The organism is Alteromonas sp. ABH4_456 (assembly GCF_056160645.1).
Window position 1 is genome coordinate 274,482 of sequence record NZ_JBSWXO010000005.1, and the last position, 26,166, is coordinate 300,647.

Annotated in this window: 26 protein-coding genes; 9 read left to right on the forward strand and 17 right to left on the reverse strand. The window is 48.4% G+C overall.

Features of this window, described 5'->3' with window-relative positions; all coding sequences use genetic code 11:
* Positions 1-64 precede the first annotated feature (64 nt).
* Positions 65-2,116, forward strand: coding sequence for a TonB-dependent receptor (locus ACXAG2_RS10505; protein WP_474866708.1), 2,052 nt, complete (start codon positions 65-67; stop codon positions 2,114-2,116).
* A 74-nt stretch (positions 2,117-2,190) separates the two neighbouring features.
* Here ACXAG2_RS10505 and ACXAG2_RS10510 read toward each other — a convergent pair whose 3' ends face one another.
* Positions 2,191-2,610: an Lrp/AsnC family transcriptional regulator gene (locus ACXAG2_RS10510; protein ID WP_119499538.1), complete on the reverse strand. Its 420-nt coding sequence runs from the start codon at positions 2,608-2,610 to the stop codon at positions 2,191-2,193.
* A gap of 156 nt (positions 2,611-2,766) precedes the next feature.
* Here ACXAG2_RS10510 and yjeH point away from each other — a divergent pair, with 156 nt between their 5' ends.
* Positions 2,767-4,023: an L-methionine/branched-chain amino acid transporter gene (gene yjeH / locus ACXAG2_RS10515; protein WP_474866885.1), complete on the forward strand. Its 1,257-nt coding sequence runs from the start codon at positions 2,767-2,769 to the stop codon at positions 4,021-4,023.
* Between the two features lie 48 nt (positions 4,024-4,071).
* Here yjeH and ACXAG2_RS10520 read toward each other — a convergent pair whose 3' ends face one another.
* From ACXAG2_RS10520 to ACXAG2_RS10530, 3 genes are read right to left on the reverse strand one after another with little or no spacing between them, the layout of a single operon-like run.
* A complete protein-coding gene (locus tag ACXAG2_RS10520; RefSeq protein WP_474866710.1) occupies positions 4,072-5,331 on the reverse strand; it encodes a DUF3526 domain-containing protein in 1,260 nt (419 codons plus the stop codon).
* Entirely contained in the window at positions 5,328-6,761 is a 1,434-nt protein-coding gene (locus ACXAG2_RS10525) for an ABC transporter permease (RefSeq protein ID WP_474866712.1), read from the reverse strand. Before ACXAG2_RS10525 ends, ACXAG2_RS10520 begins: the two co-directional genes overlap by 4 nt.
* Complete coding sequence (locus ACXAG2_RS10530) at positions 6,758-7,489, reverse strand: ABC transporter ATP-binding protein (protein ID WP_474866715.1); 732 nt, start codon at positions 7,487-7,489, stop codon at positions 6,758-6,760. The genes ACXAG2_RS10525 and ACXAG2_RS10530 overlap by 4 nt, the downstream gene beginning before the upstream one ends.
* Positions 7,490-7,719: 230 nt before the next feature.
* Between ACXAG2_RS10530 and ACXAG2_RS10535 the strand changes: the two genes are divergently transcribed.
* On the forward strand, positions 7,720-8,235 hold the full coding sequence (locus ACXAG2_RS10535; RefSeq protein WP_474866717.1) for a cupin domain-containing protein: 516 nt from the start codon (positions 7,720-7,722) through the stop codon (positions 8,233-8,235).
* A 36-nt stretch (positions 8,236-8,271) separates the two neighbouring features.
* Here the strand turns inward: ACXAG2_RS10535 and ACXAG2_RS10540 are convergent, their stop codons facing one another.
* Positions 8,272-8,682, reverse strand: a complete 411-nt coding sequence (locus ACXAG2_RS10540; protein WP_474866720.1) for a helix-turn-helix domain-containing protein — start codon at positions 8,680-8,682, stop codon at positions 8,272-8,274.
* Positions 8,683-8,775: 93 nt separating this feature from the next.
* On the opposite strand from ACXAG2_RS10540, the gene ACXAG2_RS10545 reads away from it, so the two are divergent.
* The gene (locus ACXAG2_RS10545) at positions 8,776-10,221 is read left to right on the forward strand and encodes an MFS transporter (protein WP_474866723.1); all 1,446 of its coding nucleotides are present in this window, start codon (positions 8,776-8,778) and stop codon (positions 10,219-10,221) included.
* A 14-nt stretch (positions 10,222-10,235) separates the two neighbouring features.
* Here the strand turns inward: ACXAG2_RS10545 and ACXAG2_RS10550 are convergent, their stop codons facing one another.
* Together ACXAG2_RS10550 and ACXAG2_RS10555 are read right to left on the reverse strand one after the other, a co-directional pair.
* Positions 10,236-11,471 carry an ABC transporter permease gene (locus ACXAG2_RS10550; RefSeq protein WP_474866725.1) on the reverse strand — a complete coding sequence of 412 codons (1,236 nt, stop codon included), beginning with the start codon at positions 11,469-11,471 and terminating at the stop codon, positions 10,236-10,238.
* Complete coding sequence (locus ACXAG2_RS10555) at positions 11,471-12,175, reverse strand: ABC transporter ATP-binding protein (RefSeq protein ID WP_474866727.1); 705 nt, start codon at positions 12,173-12,175, stop codon at positions 11,471-11,473. Before ACXAG2_RS10555 ends, ACXAG2_RS10550 begins: the two co-directional genes overlap by 1 nt.
* 79 nt (positions 12,176-12,254) lie before the next feature.
* Between ACXAG2_RS10555 and ACXAG2_RS10560 the strand changes: the two genes are divergently transcribed.
* Genes ACXAG2_RS10560 through ACXAG2_RS10570 form a run of 3 tightly spaced genes read left to right on the forward strand, consistent with a single transcriptional unit; the run spans position 12,255 to position 13,940 of the window.
* A complete protein-coding gene (locus ACXAG2_RS10560; protein ID WP_474866730.1) occupies positions 12,255-12,818 on the forward strand; it encodes a DUF3299 domain-containing protein in 564 nt (187 codons plus the stop codon).
* Positions 12,802-13,257: a hypothetical protein gene (locus ACXAG2_RS10565; RefSeq protein WP_474866732.1), complete on the forward strand. Its 456-nt coding sequence runs from the start codon at positions 12,802-12,804 to the stop codon at positions 13,255-13,257. Before ACXAG2_RS10560 ends, ACXAG2_RS10565 begins: the two co-directional genes overlap by 17 nt.
* A gap of 11 nt (positions 13,258-13,268) precedes the next feature.
* Positions 13,269-13,940 (forward strand): DUF3299 domain-containing protein, encoded by a 672-nt coding sequence (locus ACXAG2_RS10570; RefSeq protein WP_474866735.1) that lies wholly within the window; start codon positions 13,269-13,271, stop codon positions 13,938-13,940.
* On the opposite strand, the gene ACXAG2_RS10575 is transcribed toward ACXAG2_RS10570, so the two are convergent.
* The 7 genes from ACXAG2_RS10575 to ACXAG2_RS10605 form a co-directional block, all read right to left on the reverse strand.
* Positions 13,934-14,875: an endonuclease/exonuclease/phosphatase family protein gene (locus tag ACXAG2_RS10575; RefSeq protein ID WP_474866737.1), complete on the reverse strand. Its 942-nt coding sequence runs from the start codon at positions 14,873-14,875 to the stop codon at positions 13,934-13,936. The two genes, ACXAG2_RS10570 and ACXAG2_RS10575, sit on opposite strands and share 7 nt — an antisense overlap.
* A 35-nt stretch (positions 14,876-14,910) precedes the next feature.
* On the reverse strand, positions 14,911-15,564 hold the full coding sequence (locus ACXAG2_RS10580) for a DUF1826 domain-containing protein (protein ID WP_474866740.1): 654 nt from the start codon (positions 15,562-15,564) through the stop codon (positions 14,911-14,913).
* Complete coding sequence (zigA, locus tag ACXAG2_RS10585; RefSeq protein ID WP_474866743.1) at positions 15,561-16,766, reverse strand: zinc metallochaperone GTPase ZigA; 1,206 nt, start codon at positions 16,764-16,766, stop codon at positions 15,561-15,563. Before zigA ends, ACXAG2_RS10580 begins: the two co-directional genes overlap by 4 nt.
* Before the next feature lie 39 nt (positions 16,767-16,805).
* Positions 16,806-17,237 carry a MerC domain-containing protein gene (locus tag ACXAG2_RS10590; RefSeq protein WP_474849301.1) on the reverse strand — a complete coding sequence of 144 codons (432 nt, stop codon included), beginning with the start codon at positions 17,235-17,237 and terminating at the stop codon, positions 16,806-16,808.
* 7 nt (positions 17,238-17,244) lie between these two features.
* Positions 17,245-17,838: a ZrgA family zinc uptake protein gene (locus ACXAG2_RS10595; protein WP_474866746.1), complete on the reverse strand. Its 594-nt coding sequence runs from the start codon at positions 17,836-17,838 to the stop codon at positions 17,245-17,247.
* Between the two features lie 87 nt (positions 17,839-17,925).
* On the reverse strand, positions 17,926-19,290 hold the full coding sequence (locus ACXAG2_RS10600; protein ID WP_474866749.1) for a 5-methyltetrahydrofolate--homocysteine methyltransferase: 1,365 nt from the start codon (positions 19,288-19,290) through the stop codon (positions 17,926-17,928).
* 32 nt (positions 19,291-19,322) lie between these two features.
* Complete coding sequence (locus tag ACXAG2_RS10605; protein WP_474866752.1) at positions 19,323-21,719, reverse strand: TonB-dependent receptor; 2,397 nt, start codon at positions 21,717-21,719, stop codon at positions 19,323-19,325.
* Positions 21,720-22,023: 304 nt separating this feature from the next.
* Here ACXAG2_RS10605 and ACXAG2_RS10610 point away from each other — a divergent pair, with 304 nt between their 5' ends.
* Both ACXAG2_RS10610 and ACXAG2_RS10615 read left to right on the forward strand, forming a co-directional pair.
* A complete protein-coding gene (locus tag ACXAG2_RS10610) occupies positions 22,024-22,443 on the forward strand; it encodes a TraR/DksA C4-type zinc finger protein (protein WP_474866754.1) in 420 nt (139 codons plus the stop codon).
* A complete protein-coding gene (locus ACXAG2_RS10615; protein WP_474866757.1) occupies positions 22,443-23,453 on the forward strand; it encodes a CobW family GTP-binding protein in 1,011 nt (336 codons plus the stop codon). Before ACXAG2_RS10610 ends, ACXAG2_RS10615 begins: the two co-directional genes overlap by 1 nt.
* On the opposite strand, the gene ACXAG2_RS10620 is transcribed toward ACXAG2_RS10615, so the two are convergent.
* The 3 genes from ACXAG2_RS10620 to rhaT all read right to left on the reverse strand — a co-directional run bounded on the left by ACXAG2_RS10620 (position 23,443) and on the right by rhaT (position 26,131).
* Positions 23,443-24,120: a hypothetical protein gene (locus tag ACXAG2_RS10620; RefSeq protein WP_474866760.1), complete on the reverse strand. Its 678-nt coding sequence runs from the start codon at positions 24,118-24,120 to the stop codon at positions 23,443-23,445. The genes ACXAG2_RS10615 and ACXAG2_RS10620 overlap by 11 nt on opposite strands.
* Positions 24,121-24,355: 235 nt before the next feature.
* A complete protein-coding gene (locus ACXAG2_RS10625; RefSeq protein WP_474866762.1) occupies positions 24,356-24,892 on the reverse strand; it encodes a tellurite resistance TerB family protein in 537 nt (178 codons plus the stop codon).
* A gap of 180 nt (positions 24,893-25,072) precedes the next feature.
* On the reverse strand, positions 25,073-26,131 hold the full coding sequence (gene rhaT, locus ACXAG2_RS10630; protein ID WP_474866765.1) for an L-rhamnose/proton symporter RhaT: 1,059 nt from the start codon (positions 26,129-26,131) through the stop codon (positions 25,073-25,075).
* Between the last annotated feature and the right edge of the window lie 35 nt (positions 26,132-26,166).

Genomic DNA, 26,166 nt, shown 5'->3' on the forward strand with positions numbered 1-26,166 from the left:
TCCTGTCTCTTGTCCTTAAGGTTAATGATAATAATTCTTATTCATAAAAGAAAAGGACTCAACCGTGAACAAAATCGCGCTTGCCGGCTTCATTTGTGCGACATCAGCCCCTACATATCATCTCTATGCGCAAGCACTCCCTGAACAGCAATCCGTTGAAAAAATAGCGGTTGTCGGAGCGGCTACCAATCTGAGCATAACGGCTGAAGACATTGAGCATTATCAGGCAAACGATTTGGAAGATATTTTCCGCTATTCGCCCTCAGTAAGCGTTGGCGGCTCGGTGGGAGTAGCGCAAAAAATCTACATTCGCGGCCTGGAAGATGCGCTGCTGAACGTGACAGTGGACGGCGCACAACAGACTTCTACTTTATTCCACCATATTGGACGTGTAACGCTCGACCCGGATTTACTCCAACAAATCGATATTCAGGCCGGAGCCGGTGAAGCGACGAGCGGTCCGGGGGCGATTGGTGGTTCTATTCGTTTCAAGACGAAGGATGCGAATGATCTTCTCGCTACAGGTGAACAGTTTGGCGGCAGGCTGAAAGCCAACTATTTTACAAATGACGGGCGCAGATTAAGTGGCACCGTCTACGGCAAGCTAAGTGATTCCTGGGGCGTACTTGGTTATTACAGTGATATTGATCGTAACGATATGGAAGATGGCGAAGGCAACGCGATCCGCGGGTCATCAGCGGATCAAAGCATGCTTTTCATCAAAGCCAGCGGCAATATTTCGGCAAACCAGTATCTTTCCCTCAGTGTTGAACAACGTGACGAAGAAGGGTTGTTCTCTGCCCGTCCTAACTGGATAGTTCAACCAGAGGACCCGCTTTATTCCAGTGAAGCAAAACGTGACACCTACGTCGCAAACTACCGCGTGAATGTGAATACACTGGTGAATATAGAAGCGACTGCTTACTCGACCAGTTCCTCTTTCCGTGGCGGGCGCTTCGACTGGCTGGCTCAAATTGACACCTATGGGTTCGATATCCGCAACACCAGTGATGTTCAGGCCCACCGGTTTATTTATGGTGTTGATTACCGCAATGATGAAGTAGACAGTGGCTATGCCGTTGCACAACCTGAAGAAGATCACGGAGAAACAGGAAGTGTCACAGGCATTTACTTTCAGGGCTACAGCGACATAACCAGCGACTTACTTTTGAGCTACGGCGTGCGTTATGACAACTACCGCTATGAGCAAAAGATCTTGCTTGACGATTATTACGGAACACCGATAACAGAACCTGCAGCAAAACTTAACGACACAGAAATGAGTTACAATGCGGGACTGGCCTATTCGCTCACAAAGGCATGGACACTGGGGCTCAGCTATGCCGAAGCGGCAAGAGGCAAACAAATCGGTGACGGCTTTACCATCGACAGCTATTTGTACGATCGCTCTGAGAACCCGGTCGTCAACGACGGGTTAAAACCAGAAACGGCAGAGAATATTGAGGCGTCCGTAGAATATCAGGCGAATAACTTACATGCCCGTGCAGCCGTTTATCACTCTGCGATTAATGATGTCATCTATGTCGGAGCCAACAGCACCTCTGTCTACAACAATATCGGCACCATCGATTCAAAAGGCTTTGAATTCGATTTAGCTTACCGCTGGTCTGACTTTGACTTCTTCGTTGGCTTTTCTTCTATGGATGCAGAGTTATCGCCGAGGAGTTCGCTGTACTCAACAGATTACGGCAGTATTGATATCAATGGTTATGAGTTTTTAGGTTTAGGTAATAGCCGTGGCAATACCTGGGTAGCGGGCGTCGAATATTTAATCAATGCCGACGCGACTATAGGGGCAACGGTGACCAGAGTAGACAGTTTAACCATTGACACTCTGCATGCCGATTTAGATAACGGTTGGGTTGATGCATTGTACGCATTAGAGAAACCAGGCTATACCACTTTAGATCTTTTTGCCCAATGGCAGATATCTGACAGCTTCATCGCCAATGTTGCTGTTACTAATCTGTTCGACAAATTGTATCGCGATCACTCCAGTGTCGGTGATTACAGTGGCGTTGCAGGATACGAACTAGTGGTTGGCCCCTACGAAGCGGGGCGCGATATTCGCCTCACGGTCACGTACGATTTTTAACATCAGTACGCTTTACCAAAATTAGTCCTGAATAAGGCTGCACTTAGATATGCAGCCTTCTTTGTTTTCACTCTTTACCCCAACCACTGATTCAGCACCACGTGGGTTTTGATTTTGATAATGTCGTCGATGGTATCGATATGTTCGCGGATTTCATGTAGCCGGCGCATGGTGTCTGCTTTTATCAGCACAATCAGGTCGCACTCGCCGGTAACACCGTAGCACGACACTACCTCAGGAATGGCGCGAAAATAGGGCACCACGTCTGCGCACCGTGCCCGCTTATGCTGGATTTCCAGATAAGCGGCAACGCCTTCTTTTTGCGATTCTGACAACATGACCTGATAGCCGCGGATCACGTTGTTCGATTCCAGCTTTTTTATCCGTTCTGTTACCGCCGAACGAGACAGGCCCACTTCATCAGCAATCGCTGAAATACTGGCCCGGGCATTTTGCCGGAGCTGAGCAAGAATAGCCTGATCGAATTTGTCCATCGTGATTCCGTCATTTTGCAGGTAAAAAGTCTATATACCGTCAAAATGACGGCAACAACGCGCTGAATGCACGCAAAGTAACACGTTATGAAGCGCAAAAACGCAGTATATTACGCAATTGAAATTAACGCAGTACGATTGGGTTTGTTTATAACCATGCACGATGCAAATAACAAAATTGGACGCTGGCAGGGCGCAGGGCTGCTGACCACCACTTTGCTGGGTACCAGCGTATTTATTCTGCCGCAGATGACCATTAACACCGCTGGCCACTGGGCAATGATCAGCTGGCTTGTGCTAACAGTGGCAATACTGCCCGTTGCCATGGTGTTTGCTAAACTCTCCTCCCGCTACCCTCATGCGGGCGGCCCGGCCTATTTTGTTGAAAAGGCGTTTGGCAAATCTGCAGGCAGAACTATCGGTTTGCTGTTCTTGTTTGTGGTACCTATTGGCGCGCCTGCTGCCATCATTATGACGTACTGGTTTATCGAAACGCTGTTTGGTCTCTCACCGGACTGGGCGCTGCCCGTTCAACTGGGTATTATCGCGCTGCTATTTGCGCTTAATTACCGGGGTATTCAGTTTTCTTCGACCCTCCAGCTCATCCTCACACTCGTTATTACTCTGGTCGTTATTGCTATGCTGGCAGGTCAGCCTGTGGCGTCGGGCGAACAGCTCCCTGAGGCAACGGCTACGCCTTTTGATATGAATCCTATGCTGGCCGCCATGGGCATCGCGTTCTGGAGTTTTCTGGGTATAGAAGCCATTTCCCATCTGGCCGAGGATTTTAAAAACCCGGGCCGTGATCTGGTCCCTGCCATTATGACCGGCACATTACTGGTGGGATTAATTTACCTGGGCTGTACCTGGCTGCTCATCGACACACCGGTGTCAGATTCTCTTAGCATGGTTACCGTATTTGATCAGATTTTCTCCGGCGGTGGCGCGGCGGTTATCGGTGCACTCGGTGTAGCTGGCGGCCTGGCAACTGTGAATGTGTACACAGCCAGTCTGGCACGGTTAACCTGGAGTTTAAGCAACAATAAGGTATTGCCGGGTTACTTCCAGACCCTCAACCAGTACAACGTGCCTCAACGGGCGCTGCAATGCGTACTTGTCGTCATGACACTCACCCTGGTTATCACGCATTACGGTGCGTACAACCTGGAAGACCTGATTGGTTGGGTAAATGGAGTGTTTGTACTGATTTATCTGGCAAGTATGCTGGCGGCCGTCCGCCTTTTATCAGCAAAGCATCGTCCACTGGTAATGCTAAGCTGCCTGTTCTGCGCCACCATCGCCGTGGGACTGGGCACAAAGATGCTTTATGCGCTGGGATTATTTTGCGTGTGCGCGCCACTGCTGTGGTATCAGCAGCGCCACCTGCAAACGAAGCTCAACAGTTGTCAGTGAAAACAAAACGAAAAGGCCGCCTGTGGGTTTGGGCGGCCATTGTTATCGTTAGTTGCTCTTTTCAGGCGCAAAAACAGGCATTTTACTCAGCTCGCTTCTGTCGAAGGCCGGCGCTTTAAATAAGTACGGATAAAAGTATTTCCGTAATGATTCATGGTAATCGCGCACTTGCTGTTCGTAATGCCATGCCGCTACCGGATCGGTTTCCGCTAGCCGGGTAACACTTCTTGAAACCCAGCTTGCTGGCGACAATACCGACAACCAGGATGCTGCCTCGTACTTCTGTTTCGCCACTTCGCGGTATGCGAGAGACAAAGGCTCTGCGGCCTGATCACCGGTCTGCTGAAATGCGTAATACCATTTCCAGTCCCACAATGAATCCATCTTTGTATAAGGCTTCCACTCGGGGTGACGGGCGGTAAAAGCATCCATTGTAGTTTCAAACGGGAGCTCCCATGCACCGTTTACCGCTTCCCTTTGAGTCATCAGGATTTCGCCGCCCTGTGGTCCTGTAAACATACGCTCAATGGCCACACTTCCCAGCGCCGGCAAAACGAAGCTGCTGACCAACCATAAGCCCAGAAGTGCAGACGCCAGATGAGGTGCTGAGGAGTCTTTCTTACCAAACCAGTAACAGAGTGCTGCCCACAATGCGATGTGCAATATGGTGATCAGCGACACCAGAACAATATGGATAGCCAGCGCCCCGTTCCACACCGCGCCAATCCAGAACGGGATCAGCAGCGCCAGAGACAGGAACGACACCATGGAAACGGTTCTTGGCAACCACAAACCAAACTTGCGGCGGGCTGACACCACCAGCAATGCATACCGGCCGGACGCGCGTTCGGCGGCGCGGATATCATGCAATAACAAGATGGTGATCAACGGGGAAAGAATACTAATGACGAACGTGAAATCGATACGCCCTGCCATAGCCATTTCGGGATTACCGGTATCAGACTCGTAAATTTGCCCTTCCAGTGCAAGCGCGCGGATGCGGTGCTTCCATGGATAAGAATCACGGCTTCCCAACCCGGCGAACGCAAGATTTGAAGGCGGATCGTAAGTCAGACTAAAGGCATAGTATGCCACACTGCCATAACCGGTTTTCTGTTCCAGCACTTCAGCGCGGTCGATGCGGTCGGCGTCGATAAGCCGTGATATTGTCTCACGCTGTTTTTCCACTTCCTGCGTGCCTGTCCACACCGAAAATGCCGACAGAGCAAACGCAACAAACAGTAAGAAAATCACACTCTTTTTAGTCAGGATAAGCCCTGATTCACGCTTTAAATCCGTCCAGTTCACGCGCGTCTCCCTGCTAAAAATACGGCACCAAATAAAACAACAATCAACACACCTAACTGAACGAACGCCGACCTGCCAGAGGCCAGTCTCTGTGTCACGGATTCGGGCTCAAACGTATAGGCTTCCAGCATTTTCCAGTTTGCAGAGTCGACTTTTGCTTTCTGACGGTTTGCTTCACTCTGGTACTTATTCGCGTCATCCGCATAAGACAAAGCCTCGGCATGGAGTTTGTTCAGTGACTGCACAAAATCGTACCGCACCGCTTCTGCTTCATTCAGGAACCGGTGGTAGTTTTCCAGATCAGTTGCTGCAAGTTTCATCGATAAGGTCTGGATAGCAATGGTAGGAGAAATCCAACCAAACTGGCGGGCAACATTAGCCTGTGCCTGCTCCTCATTCATGCTTTGCGACGCAAACCGGTTAATCACTGCGGTCAGGTCTGCTTCTGACTTTTGTGCTACAACGCCTTTGAAGTTAACCGGCAAGTCCTCAATACTTTCTACATTGTATTTAGCCAGCAAATCACTTTTAAACTTCTTAAAAGCAGGGTCACTGTCGTCGTGACCGTCGCCTAATGTACGTAATTCCTCCAGAACGGCAAAGTCAGTTTCCAGCTTCCCCGGCGACGAGACGGCCATTGTGGCTGCACTTACAGAAACTCTTGGCAGAACAAGACAAATAGCGATCCAACTGAAAATCAGAACACCAAAACTGCTCCGGTTGGTTGTGGCAAGCAAGGAAACCAGCATAACTAACGCCACCCAGACCATCAGATAGAGTGCGTAACCCGTTAAGAATGAAAGCGCAGCAACGATACCCGCGCCCTGAAATGTAGCGTAAAGCGCGCCAAGGGCCAGCGGTAACAGTACCACCCCGGCGGCCATGAACAAGGCCAGGGTCTTACCGGCAATCAAAGTGAGTGGTGATACACCCTGCACTTTCAGGAAGGTGAACGTACCCGCCTCTTTTTCGCGGGTGATAACGCTGTAGCCCATGACAATAAGTAACAGAGGCGCAAGTATTTGCAAGACGGTTGCGGGCGATAGTTTACCCAGCCAGTTAAGTCCGGTACTTTGCTGCTGGCCGGAAAATGTCGCGCCGTTCTGACGGTGACCTTCTAAAAAGATGGCAGTACCTGTGTATGTATCGATGCCCGGGTCAATGCGGCCAAGAGGTGTTGGCGTACGAAACAAATAGTGACCGAAATGCACCATCCGGTGAGGATGGCGGTCTGGCTGGTCTTCAAAAGCGTGCTCTGACTCAGACTGCAGAATATGGCGGCTATGATTATCTGCGTCCACCGTCATTGCAGTAATCACCACTGATGCCAGCGTAAGAATAACCGTAAAAATTAATACAGTAATAGCCAGTTTCGTCCGGAACCAGTATCGCCATTCATCTTTTGCGATAGTAATTATTTGCCTGCTCATGCTGCAACCTGTCCCTTCGCAAAAGCTGCGTGTACCGCTTCAGTATCAATACTCTCGCCGGGGTTAGCAGTGAACGTTCCTACGATTTCACCGTCACGTAACAGGCCAATCCGGTGTGCCACGTGGCAGGCACCATATACATCGTGAGTAACCATGAGGATGGACTTACCTTCACTGGCAAGCTGGCTGATAAGGCGGTTCAGTTCATCGATAGCAACGGGATCTAAGCCAGATGTGGGCTCATCCAGAAACAAAATGGGCGTATCGCGCAGCAGCGCAAGGGCGATAGCTGTCTTCTGACGCATCCCCTTCGAATAATGGCTCATCTTCTTGTGCCATGCGGTACTTTGCAATGCCACACGTTTCAGGGCTGACTCTATATCGCCGGTACTGCGTGTCAGTCCTGCCAGAGAAATGAAGTACTTGATGTTCTCAATAGCACTCAGGTGCTCATAGAGCATGACTGATTCCGGCAAATAAGCCACTTTCTCGCGGATGATCTCCGGATGTTGTGCAACTTCTTTACCCTGCACTTTCGCAGAGCCGGAAGAGGGTAAAATAAGACCCAGAAAGGTTTTCAAGGTTGTCGATTTTCCCGCACCGTTCCCGCCTAACAGCGCCAGCACTTCGCCCTTTTCAATATGAAAAGCGACATTTTTTAAGATTTGTTGCGTGCCGAGCGTGACACACAGATTATCTGCCTGTAACGCATATGCTGTTTGTTCCATTTTATCTGTTCCGTTATCACACCAAAAATAAAATGTTATAACGTAACGAGTTGTAACCACAAGCAGCTTATCGCACTTAAAGTTACTTTGCCCGGACGGCTCTCATCTACGCGCACTCATTTCCACTCAGTCAGGACACCTGGCGTCGCTACCCCCCGGATACACCTTGACCTCAAGTTAACTTGAAGTTGTAAAGTGGCATGGTTCATCCACAATAAAGGAAATACCCAATGAGAAATAGTTTAGAGAGAGTGACGAGCGACATTAGCGCCTGTTGGTCAGGCTTGAATTCTGAAACCACAACGCGTGCGCGTGAGCTGCTATCAGAACTTACCCGCACGTCCGCGAAAGAAGATTGGCTTGATGAGCTAATAAAAGAGAAGCCTGCGACAAAGGTCCTGTACACTGATAAAAATCATGGCTTCATTCTATTGGCACACTCAGAACCGAAAGATACATACCGGCTGCCGCATGACCATGGTGCAGGCTGGGTATTATATGCCGTTCAATCCGGCGAAATCGAAATGACGACTTATAAGAAAATAACATCGTCAAGAGGAGAAACACACCTAGTTTCCAGAGGAAAAGATAGGATGACCTGTGGCGACTGCAAGGTATTTTTGCCGGGCGATATTCACGACACCCTTTGTATTTCAGACAACTTTATTCAGTATCGCCTGACGAGCAGCGATTTTTCGGAAGAGATGAGATCCGGACGCATGACACGTTTCTTAAACGAACCCTAGCCGGGCGTTCAGGCCATAGTCCAGCATGCTACGGCTCTACTTTCGTCTCCTGGCTTGCGCTTTCCCAGCCAGGCGTAACAGGCGCTGAAATTTGGGGCATTCGGAATGCCTTTCTGCAGAACAATTCGCAGCATGTTCCAGACACCGCTGAATAGCCACAAGCTGTTTAACATGCTGCTGTATTTCATCTGCTTTTTCGAGCAGTTTTTCCCGATTTATTTCGAATTGCCCTCTCCTGGTCAGCATCAACTGAATTTCCTCGAGGGGGAAGCCTGCTCGCTGCCCAAGCGCTATAAACTCCAACTGCTCGAAAACATAAGTATCAAACAGTCGTTTTAGTCCTTGCCTGCCAACGGATTTAATTAAGTTCTTTTCTTCATAATATCGAAGGGTTGAAGCCGGAACACCGGATTTTTTTGACAAGGAAGCAATATCAATAACACCCATGAGCGCTCTTGACCTCAAGTTAACTTTAAGTAGTAAGCTGACCTTATAGTTAGAAACAGCCCAAGTCAATTCAGGCCATCTGAAGGGAGCGTTATGATAGACAAAATTGTCCAAACGAAGCCGGTCAATCAAAAAACCTGTTCACAACTGAATGTTATGCTGTGTTTGGCATCCATGCTAAGTATTCCATCGTTAGCGATGAGCATAATGAATGTATCGTTACCCCTGTTGACGGAGCAATTCAACACTTCGATACAGCTTGTGAACTGGGTGATCATCGCTTATCTACTTTCCATAACTTCTCTCATTATCGGGGCGGGCTCACTTGGCGATAAATATGGAAGAAGAAAAGTACTTCGTATTGGTATAAGTATATTCTTTCTCGCTTCACTGGCAGGCGCATTAAGTGACAACTTGATAATGATAATGGTCGCAAGGCTGATACAGGGCGCAGGCGCCGCTCTTATCATTGCACAGGTTTATGCATTGGCCGGTTCAATTTTTTCGCGTAACGCCACTGGAAGCGCGATGGGCCTACTAGGCACAATGACTGCGCTGGGAACCGGGCTGGGTCCTGTTTTAGGAAGTTTTATCCTTAATTACACAGATTGGTCGTTTATTTTCTGGTCAATGGTCACGTTAAGCTTCCTGTCTTTGTGTCTATGCGAATATATTCCGGCAGATAAACTTTTGCGACAACCGGTTAAAAATTTTGATATAGCAGGCTCTGCTCTTCTCGCTGCTTCGTTAGCGTGCTATACACTCGCCATGTCATTCATAGGCTTGCTCACACCGGCGGTGAATATTGCATTGCTCCTGCTAGCTGCCTTGCTACTTTTATTGTTTTTACGACGGTCCAAAAACCAGAAACCGGCGCTACTGAAAAATCCACCTATTAGTGAGAAGGTGCGTAATAGCGCACTGCTTTGCAGTTTTGTGGTAGATGCAATTGCCATAACGACATTAATAGTTGGTCCCTTTTTTCTGACCTATATTTTGCACCTGTCATTAATTAATGTGGGACTCGTCACTTCTTTAGGACCACTAACAGGCGCCTTATCAGGCTACCCGGCAGGAAAACTGGTTGACCGGTATGGCGCATGCTCAACCATGAAACTAAGCTTGATTCAGATATCGGTGGGAACATTGAGCTTTGCATGTTTTCCCCTTTTCTTTGGCATCTATGGCTATATCGTGGCGTTATTGATACTGACACCGGGAAGGCAATTATTTCATGCTGCAAACAGTACTTTCATTATCGGAGCGGCTTTCGAGCAGGACAAGGGCAAAGCGTCGGCGCTCATCAACTTGTCAAGAAACTTAGGCCTGATAACGGGCGCTTCACTAATGGGGGCCATATTTAGCCTGTTACTCCATACAGAGCATGTATCCGAAGTGCCCGAACAGCATATGATAAACGCGTTTTTCTTAACTTTCGGGATCTCCTTTCTCTTTGCTGTTGTCGTGTTTTCCTGTTTCTTTCTAACACAAATCAGACGTTCCAGTCTTAAGAAAGCTAAGTTAAATCAATCCCTATGACCTTACCCCTACTCCTAAAGCCTCGAATGAATAGCACTGCGGTAGGCATCGATAGCGGGTAACAGCGAGGTAATAAGCGTCGCTACTACCACAGCACCAATAACCATTGCATTGTGTGCGTTAAACACATTGGCAGATAAAAACAGGCCGTACTCACTGGCCAGCCAGCCTTTCGCGCCGGCAAAAATAGATGTGACTAATCCCAGTGACATGACACTGGCACTGACGGCAATGACAATGGCTTCGGTTAAAATAAGTAAAAACACCACGCCGGCTCCTGCACCTAATATACGGAGCACTGCAATCTCTTTTTCCCGCTGCTGCATAGAAGCCAGCAGCATGGTAGACAGGCCGAATAGTGACGACACCAGGATCAGTACGCTAATCACCCGCAAAATATTCTCTACCGTGCCCATCATTTTCCATAACTCAGCCATAGCGACGCCGGGCAGAATGGCCATGAGTCTGTCATCTTCATAATTGTTCAGCGCCCGCTGTAAAGTGAACGTGGCAAATTTCGATTTAAGTCCCAACAACACGGCGGTTACGCTGTCAGGCTGAATCAGTGGATTGGAAAAATCATCGGGGTTCGCGAGGATGTCTTTCAGTTGGGAAGGCGCCAGATGCATGGCCTCGATACCCGCTAAACTCACGTGTACGGTTTTATCAACCGGCGTGCCGGTAGGCGCGAGAATACCGGTAATGGTAAAAGGCGACTGGTCGTGATTAGTAAAGCTTACTGCTCCGGTACCATGGGCAATAACGATTTTATCGCCGACCTTATAAGCCAGTTTCTTTGCCACGTCCGCACCAATGACTGTGTCGAATATGCCTTTGAACGATTCGCCGTCAGCAAAGGCCAAATGCTGCTTATTGCCGTACTTATACTGATCGAAGTAGGTTTGATTGGTACCTAACACGCGGTAACCGTGATGAGAGTCTCCCAGTGCGACTGGAATTGCCCAGCTTACCTGTTCGTTATTTTCGAGCATTTCAAAACTGTCGTATTCCACGTTATTGGTGGGGCTGCCCATGCGGAAAATACTGTAGAGCATGAGGTTCATCTGTCCGCTTGGCGCACCGACAATTAAGTCCACACCGGACACCGTGCGGTTGAAGCTGGCCTCTGCCTGCAAACGGATGTGCTCAACACTGAGTAATACACTGATACTGATGAGCAACGAAAGAAAAGTAAGCAGCACTGACTTCGCGCGGCTTCGTAAACTGCTTACTGCAAAAGATAACAACATTATGCCACCTCACTGAATGAGCATAACGACTGCAAAGACACCGATGACGACAGATACTGCGCGAGGCTTTTGTCATGACTGACGAAGATAAGCGTAGTGTGATGTTGTTTACATAGATCAATCAGCAGAGTCATAAACGCATCACGGGCGTCGGTATCCAGCGCAGAGGTTGGCTCATCCACCAGCAGAATTTCAGGTTCATTGATGAGCGCGCGGGCAATGGCCACCCGTTGTTGCTGCCCCACACTCAGGCTTTTAGCTGACTGGGTTAACACTTCTGCAGGCAATTTAAGGGCGTTAATTAAGCCCGCAGCTTTGCTTTCTACATTGCCTTTGTTGCCACCGAAATAGGCGGCCAGTTCGATGTTCTTCAACACACTGAGATGAGGTACCAGGTTAAATTGCTGGAATACCACCCCGATGTGCCGCGCACGGAACCCGTCCCGCTTACCGGATGACAGTGAAGAGAAATCCTCACCCAGCAAGTTAATATCACCGCTGTCTACGTTCAGTACACCGGCCAGCAAATTCAATAACGTGGTTTTCCCCGAGCCCGACGGGCCATGCAAAAAGATACGGTCACCTTTTTCCACTGTCCATTCCGGCAGTGTCATGCGGGTTTTACTTTTCGGGTACTGATGAACCACATCTTTGAGATGTATCGCGACAGAAGCCGACGAAGTGCTGGTATGCTGACTATTCAAACTAAACTCTTATCGTTATTATATAACATGGTGATGTTATAACATCGGGCATTTTATCAAACCAATAGCGACGCTTTTAATGAAACGAATCCTGAGACAAATCGCAATTTTCACGTGTATCAGTGCCTTTTCCTGCGGCGCAACTCTTTCAGCCGCAGAATATGAAGAAATAGAATGGACTGCGTTAATGCCAGCCAGTGATTTGGCTGCCCTGATGGACCCACCTGAATATCTAAGCAATGTTCAGGACGGATCTCAACAAGATTCTGTAAAGGCGTTTACACAGAACTCTTTTGAAGATGAGAAAACAGAACGTTTCAAGCAGGCGTTAAGCTCTGTGCAGGTCATTCCTGAATTCGACGGCCGTTCGATTAAAATCCCGGGCTACGTGGTCCCCCTTCAACAAAATGAAGAAAAGTTGGTGACCGAATTTTTCATCGTACCCTACTTTGGGGCCTGTCTGCATATGCCGCCGCCACCGCCTAACCAGATTATCTATGTGAGCTATAAACAAGGCCTGGAGCTTGAGGATCTCATGCAGCCATTCTGGTTCGAGGGCGAAGTGGATATTCAAACCCGTCAGCATGAATTAGGCACTGCAGCTTACACACTGAAAGTGGACAATTATGAACTATTTGAATAAAGCACTGCTGATCGCGGCAGGAGTGATGAGTATTGTTTGTACCTCCGGCGCATCAGCCTGTGATTTTCACGGAGAAGGTATGGCAGGTTTTGCTGCCTACCACCCTATGATGCAGCAACATATGCAACAGACGCGATTCGACAATATCACTGTGACTGTACCCGGGAAGGTAAGTACCTCAACAGGGGTAGAAACAAACAGTGAATTAGCCTTCTTTGTGCCAACATCTTTCTACGATGTCAGTGTCAATATCAAAGGCAGCGAACATATAAAATTACTGTCGGAAGAATCAATTCGCATTGCCGGGATAACAAAAAAATCAACGATGATTTTCCGTGCCATGGAAAAAGGAGAGCATACAATAACCGTGTTCCTCACGGCTAAACGGGGCTCAACACCGGTGGAAATTGAGAAGACGCTTAAAATTCAGTCGGTGTAGGCAGGCCTGAAATGCACGCTAAAGCAGGATTAATCGTTGGCCTGGCTTTACTGGCAGGCGTAGTTGCCGGGTTTCTCCTGACCGGCGGTTCACCATTTCAGGCTGAGTCATCCGGCCTCAGCAAAAATGCCATTTTTGTAAGCAGCAATGAAGATTTGCGAAGTCAGTTTGAAAATGAAAAGCCATGGCATGCAGGTTGGAAAGACTTACTGCCGGAAAACGAAGCATCCCTCATAAAGCAGTACCAGCCCGACAAAACAAAGCCAATTAATGAACAGGTTTTCACATCCATTCAGGCGTCTTTCGATGCTGACTACCAGGCAACGCTGACATCTACAACTACCGTGAAAACGTTGCACAACAGAGCCGTTATAATCAATGGCTTCATCGTACCGTTAGATGTGAATGACCAGCGTGAAATCCTGTCTTTTTTTCTTGTCCCTTATTTCGGCGCCTGTATTCACTTCCCTCCCCCGGCACCTAATCAAATGATTTATGTCCGCTCACCTGAGGGCTTTACCATGGACGGCAGCAGCGATGCGTATACCATTAGCGGAATTCTGCAGGTGGCCATGTTTGAAGATCCTATGGGGACGTCAGCTTACCTGATGGACGCCGTAAGTATTCAACCTTTTTCAGGTAAACCCGACGACGTAAGGGATCACGAGTTTCAGACTTATTGAGATAAATATTCAGGCAGTGTGATACTTACCGCACAGTGATCACTCAGCATGGCATCCGGTTCCATGTTGTTGTAGCGCCACACTCTTGCTTGCGATTCGATATCTTTGGTATCCATTCCTCCCACCCAGATATGATCAATAGGCGCAGGATACCAGGGATGACACCCGATGAGGTCTCTTGTTGCGAGTACCAGTTGAGATTCAACGGGCAGACGTTCATTGATGTCCCGTGTAAAACGGTTATAAGGAGCGGAAAGACGGTGGTTAAAATCGCCCAGCAAGACATAAGGCTCACGGGATTTTTCATGCTCATCTATCCACTGTAAAACACGGGGGATCTGCGCACCCAGCATCTTACAGGATTTGCCAACATCACGTTGATAATCGTCAACAAAACAGCCACTTTTTAAGTGCAAAGCTAACACAGACAGAACACCGCCTTTAACGTTTATTTCAGCTTCAACACCATAGCGCAACCCTGACTCACTCAGACCTATATCTGTATGCTGCTTGATTGCTCTGGCTGAAGCAGGCTTTTTAGTAACAATTGCGACCTTTTGCTGAGTTGAAGATCTGCCATTCTCCCGACACTCATAGGATGAGCTGTCTGGTCTGGCAGACATATAAATATTCCAATCCGAAACCGGAAAAACGCGACGGAGAGCGGGTTCTGAGGCGACCTCTTGCAGAGCAAAAATATCAGCATCGACTATCGCAGCATAAGCTTTCATAGCCTCAATTTCAGCACTGGTGCGAATGCGGCAACCTGTGGTAGCCGAAGCTGAAAAATGCTCCATATTCCATGTGGCAATTTTTATCGCGCGCTCTGATGAATCTGCAGGGAGAGGCTCTGATAAGGCCTGAGGTATCCCAAGTATTACCCCGCCAAACAGAGCTGTTACGACTTTTTGCAAAAATATGGCTACAGATTTCAAACGCTGTGCTCCATGATGAACCTCAAACTGTACACTTACATAAAATCCAGTGTCATGATCAGGCGTTTTTCACCGCTTTCCAGCAACGGTGATCGGTGCACAATGGCTCCGTGCTCATTACTTTCCCATGCGGAACCTTTCAACAGCGCGATGTCGCCTGCCTGCATGGTTTGAACATCCAGCGCAGATTTCATTAGCCCTGACTGATCGTCCGGCAACCCTTTACTGGCATGCCCCAGCATGGCGCGGTTAACCGCATGATTCGCTAACCATTGTGTGCCTTTGCCAGCGTAGGTCGTGATAAAACGGCAGGGCACACGGTCGATATGAAACCGGGGACACATGGCACTGTCCAGTGTCCGGATCCGCAGGCCAACCCGTTCAATGTCAAAGAGATAGGCAAACATCTCTGTCATCCGGGCGATATCGTCTGATAAGGCACTCCCCCAGGCTTTCAGCTGGTCAATTTCATCAAGCTGCTCCGGTATCTTGCTGGTTATAATTTCTTCGGTTACGTTGAGCTTTTCACCCTGTGCCAGCCGCGCTTCTAAAAACTGAAGCAATTGCGCATTAAGGCTGCGCTCCCAAATTACAAGGTTATTGTGATCGCGGTATATTTCCGCCAGTACCTCCGGCACCTCGCCGGTAACACACTGGCGGATGTCGTCAAATTGCAATGCTGCACTCATGATGCTGCCTCCCATTTTGGAAACGGATCATCGAGCATTTGCCACACGGCTTTTCCCTGCACCATCATTTCATCTTCCAGCAAACAGTCATTCAGTGCACTGGTAATCGCCTGCTCATCAAGATCCTGCCCGATAAAAACCAGCTCTTGTCTCATATCGCCGAAAGGCTCTTCCCATTGTTCAGCAATACTTTTCCGGTAATCTTCATCATCCGGCCACTGGCTTTTATCAATGGCTTTCCAGAACATGCCGCCGAAACCATAACGGGCAATGCCTCCTGCCTGACTCCACTGCCCGGCAAACTCCGGGCGGCTGGCAAGCCAAAAAAATCCTTTCGAGCGCAATAACTTCCCGTAATTTTCACTGCCATGTAAAAATTGATAGAACTTGTCCGGGTAGAAAGGCCGGCGCGCTTTATAGGTAAAGCTGCTTATGCCATATTCTTCGGTTTCAGGTACGTGCTCTCCGCGTAGTTCTTTGAGCCAGCCCGGCGCCTGTTGCGCTTTGGCGAAATCAAATAAACCTGTCCCCAACACCTCACGAATATCAATCTGACCATTTGCAATGGGCAAAATCTTTGCCGATGTATTCAGCGTTCTGAGGATAGCAGTGAGCTTCTCTGTTGCCTGCGGCTCAACCAGGTCGGTCTTACTGATCAAAATGACATCAGCGAACTCCACCTGATCGATAAGCAAATCTGATACGCTTCGATCATCATCATCGCCCAGTGACTCCCCTGCCTCCTGCAAGTACTTCGCTTCATCGAAGTCACGTACAAAATTCACCGCATCCACCACTGTCACCATGGTGTCCAGGGTCGCGACATCAGATAAAGACACGCCGTCTTCGTCGGCAAATGTAAAGGTTTCAGCTACCGGCAATGGCTCTGAAATCCCCGTGGACTCAATCACAAGGTAATCGTACTTGCCGCTTTGCGAGAGCTTTCTTACCTCAATCAGCAAGTCTTCACGTAGCGTGCAGCAAATACAGCCATTGCTCATTTCAACCAGCTTTTCTTCGCTGTGATTCAGTGATACGTCACTTTTAAGCAGCGAGGCGTCGATGTTGATTTCACTCATATCATTCACAATCACCGCCACGCGCAAACCGTCGCGGTTATTAAGAATATGAGTTAAAAGAGTCGTTTTTCCTGCTCCCAGGAAACCCGACAGTACAGTAACGGGTAACTTATTGTGGTGCATGGTGGTGGTGCCTGTTCTGAGAGTTTAACAATTGGTATTTCAGGAGTGCTCACAGCGGGTGAGGTTTCGCTTTCGAAAGTTCTGAATATGTGCGATGACGATAAATAATGAGGCGATTATGGTTAACACCGTCTCCCCCGCCTCCCCGACAGTGTCATGAGCAACCGTGCCGGCGAGGGTAAGCAGTAACAAACCTGCCAGTCCGCAGGAAAGTACTTTGCCATTCTTGTGGTGCCGGTAACCGGCAAGTAACGCCACAAGACCTACCGGTATAACAAAAAACAGCAGGACCTGATGGAAGACTTCGTGGTCGAGGATTGCCAGCCCGCCGAAAGTGGGTAAGGCGATGATTAATAATGGTGTGAGTACGCAGTGAACAACGCATAAAGATGAAAGTGCGATAGCGATTTTATCGCCCACTTCCTGAATCCGCGGCATAGTATTTCCGTTGTAGAGAGGAGTATTTTGCATGTGATATTTACCAGCTTACTGTTGCGCTCTGAGGTGTAGCGTCAGCCATCCCCTGACCTTTGTCGTTTACCCACTGAACTTCCAGGGCTGACAATGATGGCGCCAGACGAAAAAGGGTTACCGTCATTTCAGAAATGTCGTCACCACAAGATAATTGATAGGCTAACGTGACATCTTCGTGATGGTGCGCATCATGATGCTCCCCGTCATGGTGTTGCTCATCTTCATGCTGCAGGCCATGAGTTCCATGGCCAACGTCGTATTCAGGAGAGTCGTGGTGGGGAAAATCAATCTCCTGACTGACCAGCTGGCAATTTCCGTCTACAGAGAAAACGTTGCTGTACTCACTGATTTGTTTTTCGATTTGATGTACCTGCTGCATCTGTTCATCACTTTCCGGTGCATGCTCGAAACCCAGTAAATCCGCTGCAGGAATTGAAAATTGAAGCTGCCAGTTACTCTCATCCTGAGCAACGAGTAACTGCCCGTGTCCGTGAACATGCTTGCCTGCCAGGGCATAGGCTGCAGAAAAAGGAGCTAAACATAAAAGAACGGCTGCGGATGTAGCTGCAAGCCTTGATGTGTGACACAAAGAAAACATAATTTTGCTCCTGAGAGTTAGTTTGAAGGAATACATCGCATTCCATTTGGTTTTACCGGTAATGCGACGCCCGGGGGTTATAACATGTTACTCGTGCTCAGCGGCAATCCCGAGCCAGCTTAGAGAAGCAGGAACGAACCCGGGTTCAATTTCTCCGGTTACAGCAGCAGATTCGATATCTACAATCACAATATGAGAAGCAATCGGGTCAGCGACATAAACAGTCCCCGCGCTCTGAGAAACTGTCATCGAGAAGTTAAGGCCGTCAGGCATGGTGGAAATATCCGCGTCACTGATATCCACCCGCGCCTCAAGCTCCCAGTGCATATGGTCATCATGGGCGTGGGCTGCCATTACCGACAAATAACCCTGACTATCTAAGATAAGAAAATGCACACCGTCATAGGAAAAGCCGTAAGAAACCGGGGTGGCGTCCGTTTCCGGCTCCCAGTCAATCTCTTCCATCTCACCGTCATCAGCATGAATGGCCGTAATAACGGCGTCACCGCCACCGTGACCGGAAGCAATCCCAACAAAAGACGCGGCGTCATGGTGGGTGTAGACAGACCCGATGCGCATGTCACCCACGGCCTCAATGTTGTCAATTTTCGATGATGAATACACTTCGTCAGTCGCCGAAAGAACAAGTACACCATCACTGCATCCGAAAACAGCAAAACTGTCATTCATTGCTGCACCATGCAGATCCGGACATTCACCGGCAAACAGCTGCTCCTGCTCATAAACACCGTCATGCAAGTGATAAACGCCAACACTGTCTGGCAGCACCGGGTTCGCTGAAGTGGTTTCGCTATCATCCCGTCGAACCGTACTTATCAGCATGTCACCTGTTGGCTCAGCAACACCGTGCATATTAACGTCGTAAGTCAGGGTATTAACGGAACTTGCTTCGGCTGCAATGTTGGTATCTGTTACCACCTGAACGGATGCAGGTGAACTGCTGTCAGCATCACCGTCAAAAAACACTGCAAGCTGGCCGTCGTGACCCACTACATGAGTAGGACGACTGCCTGTCAGCGCAAAAGTCGTCATCGCCGGTGCTTCTTCATAGTCATGCAGGTGCTCAACATGATCTTCCCGCCAGAGGCCGCCATCCACGAATTCAACGAGGTCATTGGTGCGGCTGGTGATAACAGCAAACCGGCCTCCTGCTGACGTAGCCAGCGCACTGTCGCTGTAGGTTGTTGAAAAGGTGTCAAGAAGGCTGTTGTCGTCGAGATCAAATATTGCCAGCGTGTTTGATTCTGCATCAAGAACGGATAACCGGCCGGCACTTACAATTGTATACCCGTCATCATGATCGTGATCGTCACCGGACTCATCCACTATAGGATCTTGCTCAATGATGGTGGTTTCTGCGTCACCGCAACCGGTAAGAAGTAAGGCACTGATCACGCATGCAAGAAAGCTGAGCTTTTTCGTTGTATTCATTTTCGATTCCATTGATGAATTCAGGTTTAACATTAGAAGTAACCTCTCAGACCAACACCAAAGCTGCGGCCTGGACGGGGAGCAAGATCTTTAAGAAATGATGAGTGGACTCTTGCTTCCGTATCGGTAAGGTTGCTGCCTTTCAGGTACAAAGACACGTCCTGAGACAAGACTTGCATGTCGTAAGACACAAAGGCGTCCACAAGGGTGTAACCGTCAGTCACGGTTTCATAGTCTGCAATGCGGTCTTGCTCAGCGTAACGGGTAATATCGAGGTTTGCGGTAATCACTTCCGACTGATAGCTGAATTGTGCTCCGAATCTCAACGGTGGCGTTCGGGGTAAATCACCGCCATCTTTCAGGCGGGCGCGTACATAATCCGAAAATACCTGCGCCTTGAACTCGTCAGTCACCTGCCAGGCAACCTGCGCCTCAAAACCATGCAAAATCGCATCATCTGATTCAAACAGGTAAACCGGCAACTCACTGCTATGATCGTGAGCCTCCTCTGCCTCTTCTTCACCATGATCATGACTGTGACCACTTTCGGCAAACAGCCCCGTATCGATTTGATAGTAGTAATTATCTATCTGGTTATAGAAAGCATTAAAAATGAAACCAATGTCACCATCAGTTTTTCTGAACGTCACATCGATGTTGTTTGCCGTTTCTAAATCGATGGCTTTTGAAGCCAGACCTAACGCACTTTCTTCATCACCGGTCAATTCAAACAACGCACCGATCTCATAAGTACGGGTACCGATATGAGGACCAAATGACAATAACTCTGATGCAGAAGGTGCACGCTGAGAGCGGGATACCGAAATACCAATGTTATAGCCGGGTGTAAAATCCCACACTAAACCCGCTGAAAGTGAGACTGGCGTAAATTTCTGATCCACACTAAACACACGGGTAACCGTTGTTTCACTCTCGTGATCATGGTCATGTTCGTCTTCAGCTTCTTCTTCATCATGAGCATGAGCAGAAAGCTGAGGCAACTGCACCTGAGCAGCGTCGAGAGTAACCCGTTCAATCCGCGCACCGAGTTGTAACAGGAAGTCGCCAGAGTGCCTTTCTTCCATCAGGCCCAGAGCAATCATTTCCGCTTCAGACGGAGGAGTAAATGCTTCCTCCCCCTGCGCGGCCACTTCACTGTTTTTATAGTGAAGACTTAAGCCACCCTGCCATTCAGAAAATGGCGAGTGCGTAATATCGAAACGGATTTCGTCGGTAGTGTTTTCAAAAATTGTACCGGCAGCGCCGTTTTCAATTTCGGCATGTTCGTAATCGGTATGGCCCGCGCGAAACTGAACGCGGTCAATCCATTCTCCTTTTAGCCGGTACTCACCAAGAACCTGTACCTTTGTTTGCTCAAGATCAGCAAACACATTTTCTTCGGCTTCTTCGCCACCATGAGAATGTCCGGGAATACCGTATTCACGGTTAAATCGTTCTACCGCCACACCCACGTAGCCGTTATCCATCAGATAGCTGCCGCCGAGGGTCAGCCCGTCAGACTTTTCAGCACTGTTTTTAACAACATGTTCAGCATCCTGGCCGTCTTCATCCATGTCCGGCGCAACGGGCGTGTCGTAGTCGTCAGACTCCCGCCAGTAGCCATCTGCATAAACGGCAAATTTATCCACGCCGGTGGTAACATTAAAAGAGCCCAGTTTCTGGTTATTCACCGAGTCAGTTTCGAGCAACCATTCGCCCCGGGTATCATTGTCTGTCGGGATCCGGCCGTCTACCACATTCACTACACCGCCGATTGCACCGCTGCCATAAAATAATGTTGCCGGCCCCCGTAACACTTCTATATGCTGAGAAGTAGACGCTTCAGAGGCAACGGAATGATCAGGCCCCACGCGGGATACATCACTGACATCCAGACCATTTTGAGCAATCAAAACCCGTGGCCCGCTTAATCCGCGGATGATGGGTGTACTGGCTACATTGCCATGAAAATTCGACTGTACGCCCGGCAGATTCTCCAGTGTATCGCCCAAAGTAGCTGCCTGTTGACGTCGCAATGACTCTCCGGAAAGAACACTGACCGGCGCCGCCGACTCCATGGATGAAAGATGCATGGGCGTTGCAGTCACATCAATAACTTCGATGGCACTTCTTGTCAGCGCCAGTTGAATATTTGCTGGTGACTGCTCTCCTACCGATATGGTTTTGTGCAAATGAGCATATCCGGGTGCAGAAGCATGGATGACATACTCACCCGGTTCGATTTCCGGAAACACAAAGCTTCCGTTCGCATCAGCGACAACCTCAAGCCCTAATGCTTCAATCTCAATGGTTGCCTTAGCCAGCGTCTGCCCTGACGCATTTTTAACTGAACCCTGTACCCCTTGCGCATTCACGACAAAGGGAATGACTGTCGCGATGGCGGCAGCGACATAACTTAGCTTAAACATCCACTCTCCAAGGAAATGTTATACTATAACAATTAATAGAATGTTATAATGTAACAATTGCAATTACAACTGGAAAAGGATGATACGCCGTGACCTCACCACTCATACCACAAAGCTATCAGGAATGGGTGCACTGCATTACTGTTGAATGTGGTCTGCAACTCGACCGTCAATTTATAGCTGTCCGCATCGCGGCTCTGAGCAATGAAAAATCTGAACACACACGACAATTCATACAGTTGTATGGGAAAAGTCATCACACCCGGGTGTTAGGTTGGTTCCGGCAAGCTGGTCAGGAGGAAAAATGAGGGAACTCACAAAAGAGCAGATACTGTCCGCGTCCGAAGATGAGTATATGAACGATGCGCAGCTCGCCTTTTTTAAATCGTTACTGCTCGAACTTAAAGATAAAACTATGCTTCACATTGAAGAAGTAAAAAAGTCATTAAGCTCTCCTCCCGAATTCAGTGATGATGTAGACCGCGCGCAGTATGAAGAGGAATCCAGACTCGCCCTTAGAATTCTGGACAGAGAACGCCTGCTTCTGGTCAAGATAGCCAAATCATTAAAGCAAATTGAAGACAAAAGTTACGGTTACTGCCTCGAAAGTGGTGATCCCATTGGTATACCCCGTTTATTGATCAGGCCGGTTTCAGAATATTGTGCTGACATCAAGCAGATAAACGAAGGCAAAGAGCAACACTATTACTCAGGCAGGAAATAATGCGTATTAACCGGATATCGGCGGCGGTACCTACCAACATCATTACCGGTTTTCTGGGCGTGGGAAAAACGTCCGCTATTCTGAATTTACTCAAACAAAAACCCGGACATGAGCGCTGGGCGGTACTGGTTAACGAATTCGGCGAGGTAGGTATTGATGGCAGTTTAGTGCGTGGGCAATATTCTGAAGAGAAAGGCGTGTATGTTAAAGAAGTGCCCGGCGGGTGCATGTGCTGTTCAGCAAATCTGCCAATGCAAATTGCTTTAAATCAGCTGCTGGCGAAAGCCAATCCTCACAGGTTGATTATTGAACCTACCGGGCTCGGGCACCCGAAAGAGGTGATTGAAATTCTCAGCGAACCTCACTATCTCGATGTCATTTCACTGCAAAAAACAATTACGCTGGTTGATGCCAGAAAACTGTGTGACAAGCGGTATACAGAACATGACACGTTTATCCAGCAAATTGATATTGCGGACCTTATTCTCGCTAACAAGCAGGCGCTTTACTCTGATGCCGACAGGAATGCACTCAGAGGATATATAAAACAGCGAAAAGGAGATACGTTCACTACGCTGTTTACTGATTTTGGCGAAATAGCTGTGAATACCCTCGAAGGAAAAACACAGATATCACAAAGGTGGGGGCATATTACGGGCCAAACTAAATTTCCGCTGCCGGACACTCAGGGTGCTCCGGACGTCCCTCTTCCTGAAAACGGGATCCTCAAATCTGAAAATAGCGGCGAAGGATACCGGTCTGTGGGCTGGCAATTTGACGTCCGCTATACCTTCAGGCGTAAAGCATTCAGAGATTGGGCTGTGACGTTTAAAAGTAGCCGGATTAAAGCTGTGGTAATCACAGATGAGGGTGTTTTGGGGCTCAACATTGAAGGCGATGAAATGACGGAAATGTTTCTTGATGACTGCACTGAGAGTCGTATTGAAATCATTGCTCCGCAGACAGATGACTGCCGGGAGCAACGATTACTGGACTGTATTAAAGCTTAGCGACATCCTGGGTTTTTAGACCGCATGCACCATGACTGCGTTTTTCATGGAAGGCCACTTCCAGTGACTGCATCATCGGAGCATGATGGTCGATAGTCAGCAGATGTTTTTCTACCCGTCTGGCATCAAATGCTGTAAAGAATGATTTCAGGAATACTTCGTTGGTATCGTCCTGCACCAGCACCCGGGCACCGGTCTGCACGATAATAATGTCATCGTCTTTTAAGTTGTAGCGTTTCGCCAGAGACTCGATTTTACTCAGATACGCTTCGGCTTTTTCCGGTGAGTTAGCAAGGATAGCCGGAATTTTAGCGGCTTCAGACAAAGGGATTTTTTCTTTCCCTAAGATGTACATATTGTCCTGCGTGAAGTGTACCCAGTTTTTTGAAGCTTTTTCTACAATCGCAATTTGTGCAGCGTTTTGCGCCTGTTCAAGATAACTCAGTCCTGTTTCAGGATAGTCTGCCAGTAATTCCAGATTCAGTTGCACCTGCGACTGAGAGTTATTGCCGATAACGGTAAGCAGCTTGTTCTGGCTCACATTTTCGGAACTGGCGGTTTCACAAAGATCACTTGGAAGATAATAATACTCACCCTCGCTGATGGCGCTGACGGGTGAAGACACGGCGGCGAACGCCAATACTGCTGCACTACATAACTTTTTCATAATCTGTCCTGAATGGGTATCTGCATCGACTGATTAAAAATGTAGCACAACAGTATCGTTTTTTTGGTTCTGGAAAAAGATACCTTTGGATGGGATTTGAAAACTTTCAGGTATGAAATTTTATTCGTTTACGTTCTGCCACTCTCGTTAAGACGACGTACCATTTCATCATCCAACCGCAGCAAAGCCGCTAATTCTCTGAGGTAGACCTTCTCCATATGGTTCTGTTCATCGATCACCTACAATGATGCAGGTATATTTCTGCTGCCATTGCAGGTGAAGTTGCCATTGCTGCCACGTCAGCCGGATCCAGCGGTTTATTAATTTCTCCCTCAAGGAAGACCTTCTCATCAGATCCTGCGTCAGACTTAGCCAGAGCATCGTGAATACGGGACATTTCCGCCTCATCAATATGACTATCCGCTTTGGCTGCCGCTATCATAGCTTTAAGAATAATTACCGGATGTTGAGGGTCGTTGTCTTCAAACGTTTCCCGCTTCCGCGCAGCAGATTGCTCTATCTGATAATTGTTGTAGATTTTGTACGCCAGTGCACCTATCGCCGCTGCACCGCCAACCTTCAGCAAGGTTGAGCCTTTGCCTTTTTTCAACATAGATGTCAGCAACGAACCGCCTGCTGCGCCAAGGCCAGCCTTTTTCAATAAACTTGCACCGGAGGACCCTGATGATCCAGTCAGACCGCTTAATTTATCTTTGTGTTGTTTTACCGCAGAAGAATTTAAAACCTGACCCAGCAATTTATTGATATTCATACAGCTACCTCATGTCAATAATGCAAGACAAGGCCCGGAAGCCTTTATAATTTGAACGCACAAAAGGAGATTAAGTTTTGTCACTTAACCGGCTGACAATACAGCTCAGCGTACCGGAGAGGGATTAAGCGCTCCAACCTACTGGAAACCATACCAAGGCCGGCGCCAGGGACTGTTACGTTATTGCAGAGAGTTACCTACGCCGATCACCAGCGTGGCAAGAACAAGTAAAGAGATACCGGTCAGCAGCAGCATACGACTCTTTTTATTACTGCCTTTCCATTCCATCAACGCTAATCCCCACAGCGTGGAGAAAATGATGATACTGGCCATATGAATGGTCCAGCTGGAGAACTCGTACTTACCCATGTTGCTTTCGCCCATGGTGTAAAAGAAGAACTGGAAGTACCAGAATGCACCGCCTAATGCAGCCAGCAGATAGTTTTTCACCATCGTGTTGTCCTGCAGACGCTCAGTGCCTTTGGCGACCTGACCAAAAAATTCTTTGGCAGAACCATTTTTCGCAATCAGATAAATACACCAGACGGCGTTAGTCGTTAAACCACCCAGCAATACAACACACAATACAGGCAAACCCTGCCAGAGATGATCGGTGCCGGCTTCAAGAGTCAGTTCACGGATGGGTTTACCCGCCGCAATACCGAAAGCAAAACAGGCAGACATGACGCCGGAAAACGCGGCGATGGTTAAGCCTTTTTTCATATCAATGGTTTCGGCTTCTTCTGTGGTGCCGAGACTGCGGTTCTTTTCAGCTGTCGCCCTGGCAACAACAATAACCCCGACCAGGGTCATCAACGTACCGCCAACGGCAAACTGGCCACTAGTGGTTGCCAGTACGGCACCGATAGTGCCATCAAATATAGGTGGGCCTAACGTCCCTAATACTGTGGTAAGACCCAGCACGATAGCCATGCCGGAAGAGATACCCATGTAGCGTACAGCCAGACCAAAGGTTAAACCGCCAAAGCCCCAGCCCAGCCCCCAAAGGAAACATTGCTGCAATGTGCTTGCCGGCGTACTGCCCAGTACGCCAAATAGATCTTCGGTCTGGACCATCGCGAAAAACCACGGGCACAGGAACCAGCTGAAAATACCACCGGTCAGCCAGAAGATTTCCCATGACCACTTTTGAATGCGTTTGTACGGAACATAGAAACTGGCAGAGAACAAACCGCCCAGCCAGTGAAACAATACCCCTAGTAATGGATTTGGTGTCATGCCTTTACTCCCGGTACACCACCCGCATGTAATTT

What these genes read in the sequence shown, in the direction of transcription:
- ACXAG2_RS10565 (WP_474866732.1), top strand. Translation starts at nt 12,802, where the DNA reads ATGAACTATTTGAATAAAGCACTGCTGATCGCGGCAGGAGTGATGAGT.
- ACXAG2_RS10580 (WP_474866740.1), bottom strand. Translation starts at nt 15,564, where the DNA reads ATGAGTGCAGCATTGCAATTTGACGACATCCGCCAGTGTGTTACCGGC.
- ACXAG2_RS10605 (WP_474866752.1), bottom strand. Translation starts at nt 21,719, where the DNA reads ATGTTTAAGCTAAGTTATGTCGCTGCCGCCATCGCGACAGTCATTCCC.
- ACXAG2_RS10510 (WP_119499538.1), bottom strand. Translation starts at nt 2,610, where the DNA reads ATGGACAAATTCGATCAGGCTATTCTTGCTCAGCTCCGGCAAAATGCC.
- yjeH (WP_474866885.1), top strand. Translation starts at nt 2,767, where the DNA reads ATGCACGATGCAAATAACAAAATTGGACGCTGGCAGGGCGCAGGGCTG.
- ACXAG2_RS10590 (WP_474849301.1), bottom strand. Translation starts at nt 17,237, where the DNA reads ATGCAAAATACTCCTCTCTACAACGGAAATACTATGCCGCGGATTCAG.
- ACXAG2_RS10545 (WP_474866723.1), top strand. Translation starts at nt 8,776, where the DNA reads ATGATAGACAAAATTGTCCAAACGAAGCCGGTCAATCAAAAAACCTGT.
- ACXAG2_RS10535 (WP_474866717.1), top strand. Translation starts at nt 7,720, where the DNA reads ATGAGAAATAGTTTAGAGAGAGTGACGAGCGACATTAGCGCCTGTTGG.
- ACXAG2_RS10540 (WP_474866720.1), bottom strand. Translation starts at nt 8,682, where the DNA reads ATGGGTGTTATTGATATTGCTTCCTTGTCAAAAAAATCCGGTGTTCCG.
- ACXAG2_RS10560 (WP_474866730.1), top strand. Translation starts at nt 12,255, where the DNA reads ATGAAACGAATCCTGAGACAAATCGCAATTTTCACGTGTATCAGTGCC.
- ACXAG2_RS10625 (WP_474866762.1), bottom strand. Translation starts at nt 24,892, where the DNA reads ATGAATATCAATAAATTGCTGGGTCAGGTTTTAAATTCTTCTGCGGTA.
- rhaT (WP_474866765.1), bottom strand. Translation starts at nt 26,131, where the DNA reads ATGACACCAAATCCATTACTAGGGGTATTGTTTCACTGGCTGGGCGGT.
- ACXAG2_RS10550 (WP_474866725.1), bottom strand. Translation starts at nt 11,471, where the DNA reads ATGTTGTTATCTTTTGCAGTAAGCAGTTTACGAAGCCGCGCGAAGTCA.
- ACXAG2_RS10525 (WP_474866712.1), bottom strand. Translation starts at nt 6,761, where the DNA reads ATGAGCAGGCAAATAATTACTATCGCAAAAGATGAATGGCGATACTGG.
- ACXAG2_RS10530 (WP_474866715.1), bottom strand. Translation starts at nt 7,489, where the DNA reads ATGGAACAAACAGCATATGCGTTACAGGCAGATAATCTGTGTGTCACG.
- zigA (WP_474866743.1), bottom strand. Translation starts at nt 16,766, where the DNA reads ATGCACCACAATAAGTTACCCGTTACTGTACTGTCGGGTTTCCTGGGA.
- ACXAG2_RS10600 (WP_474866749.1), bottom strand. Translation starts at nt 19,290, where the DNA reads ATGAATACAACGAAAAAGCTCAGCTTTCTTGCATGCGTGATCAGTGCC.
- ACXAG2_RS10620 (WP_474866760.1), bottom strand. Translation starts at nt 24,120, where the DNA reads ATGAAAAAGTTATGTAGTGCAGCAGTATTGGCGTTCGCCGCCGTGTCT.
- ACXAG2_RS10610 (WP_474866754.1), top strand. Translation starts at nt 22,024, where the DNA reads ATGAGGGAACTCACAAAAGAGCAGATACTGTCCGCGTCCGAAGATGAG.
- ACXAG2_RS10615 (WP_474866757.1), top strand. Translation starts at nt 22,443, where the DNA reads ATGCGTATTAACCGGATATCGGCGGCGGTACCTACCAACATCATTACC.
- ACXAG2_RS10595 (WP_474866746.1), bottom strand. Translation starts at nt 17,838, where the DNA reads ATGTTTTCTTTGTGTCACACATCAAGGCTTGCAGCTACATCCGCAGCC.
- ACXAG2_RS10570 (WP_474866735.1), top strand. Translation starts at nt 13,269, where the DNA reads ATGCACGCTAAAGCAGGATTAATCGTTGGCCTGGCTTTACTGGCAGGC.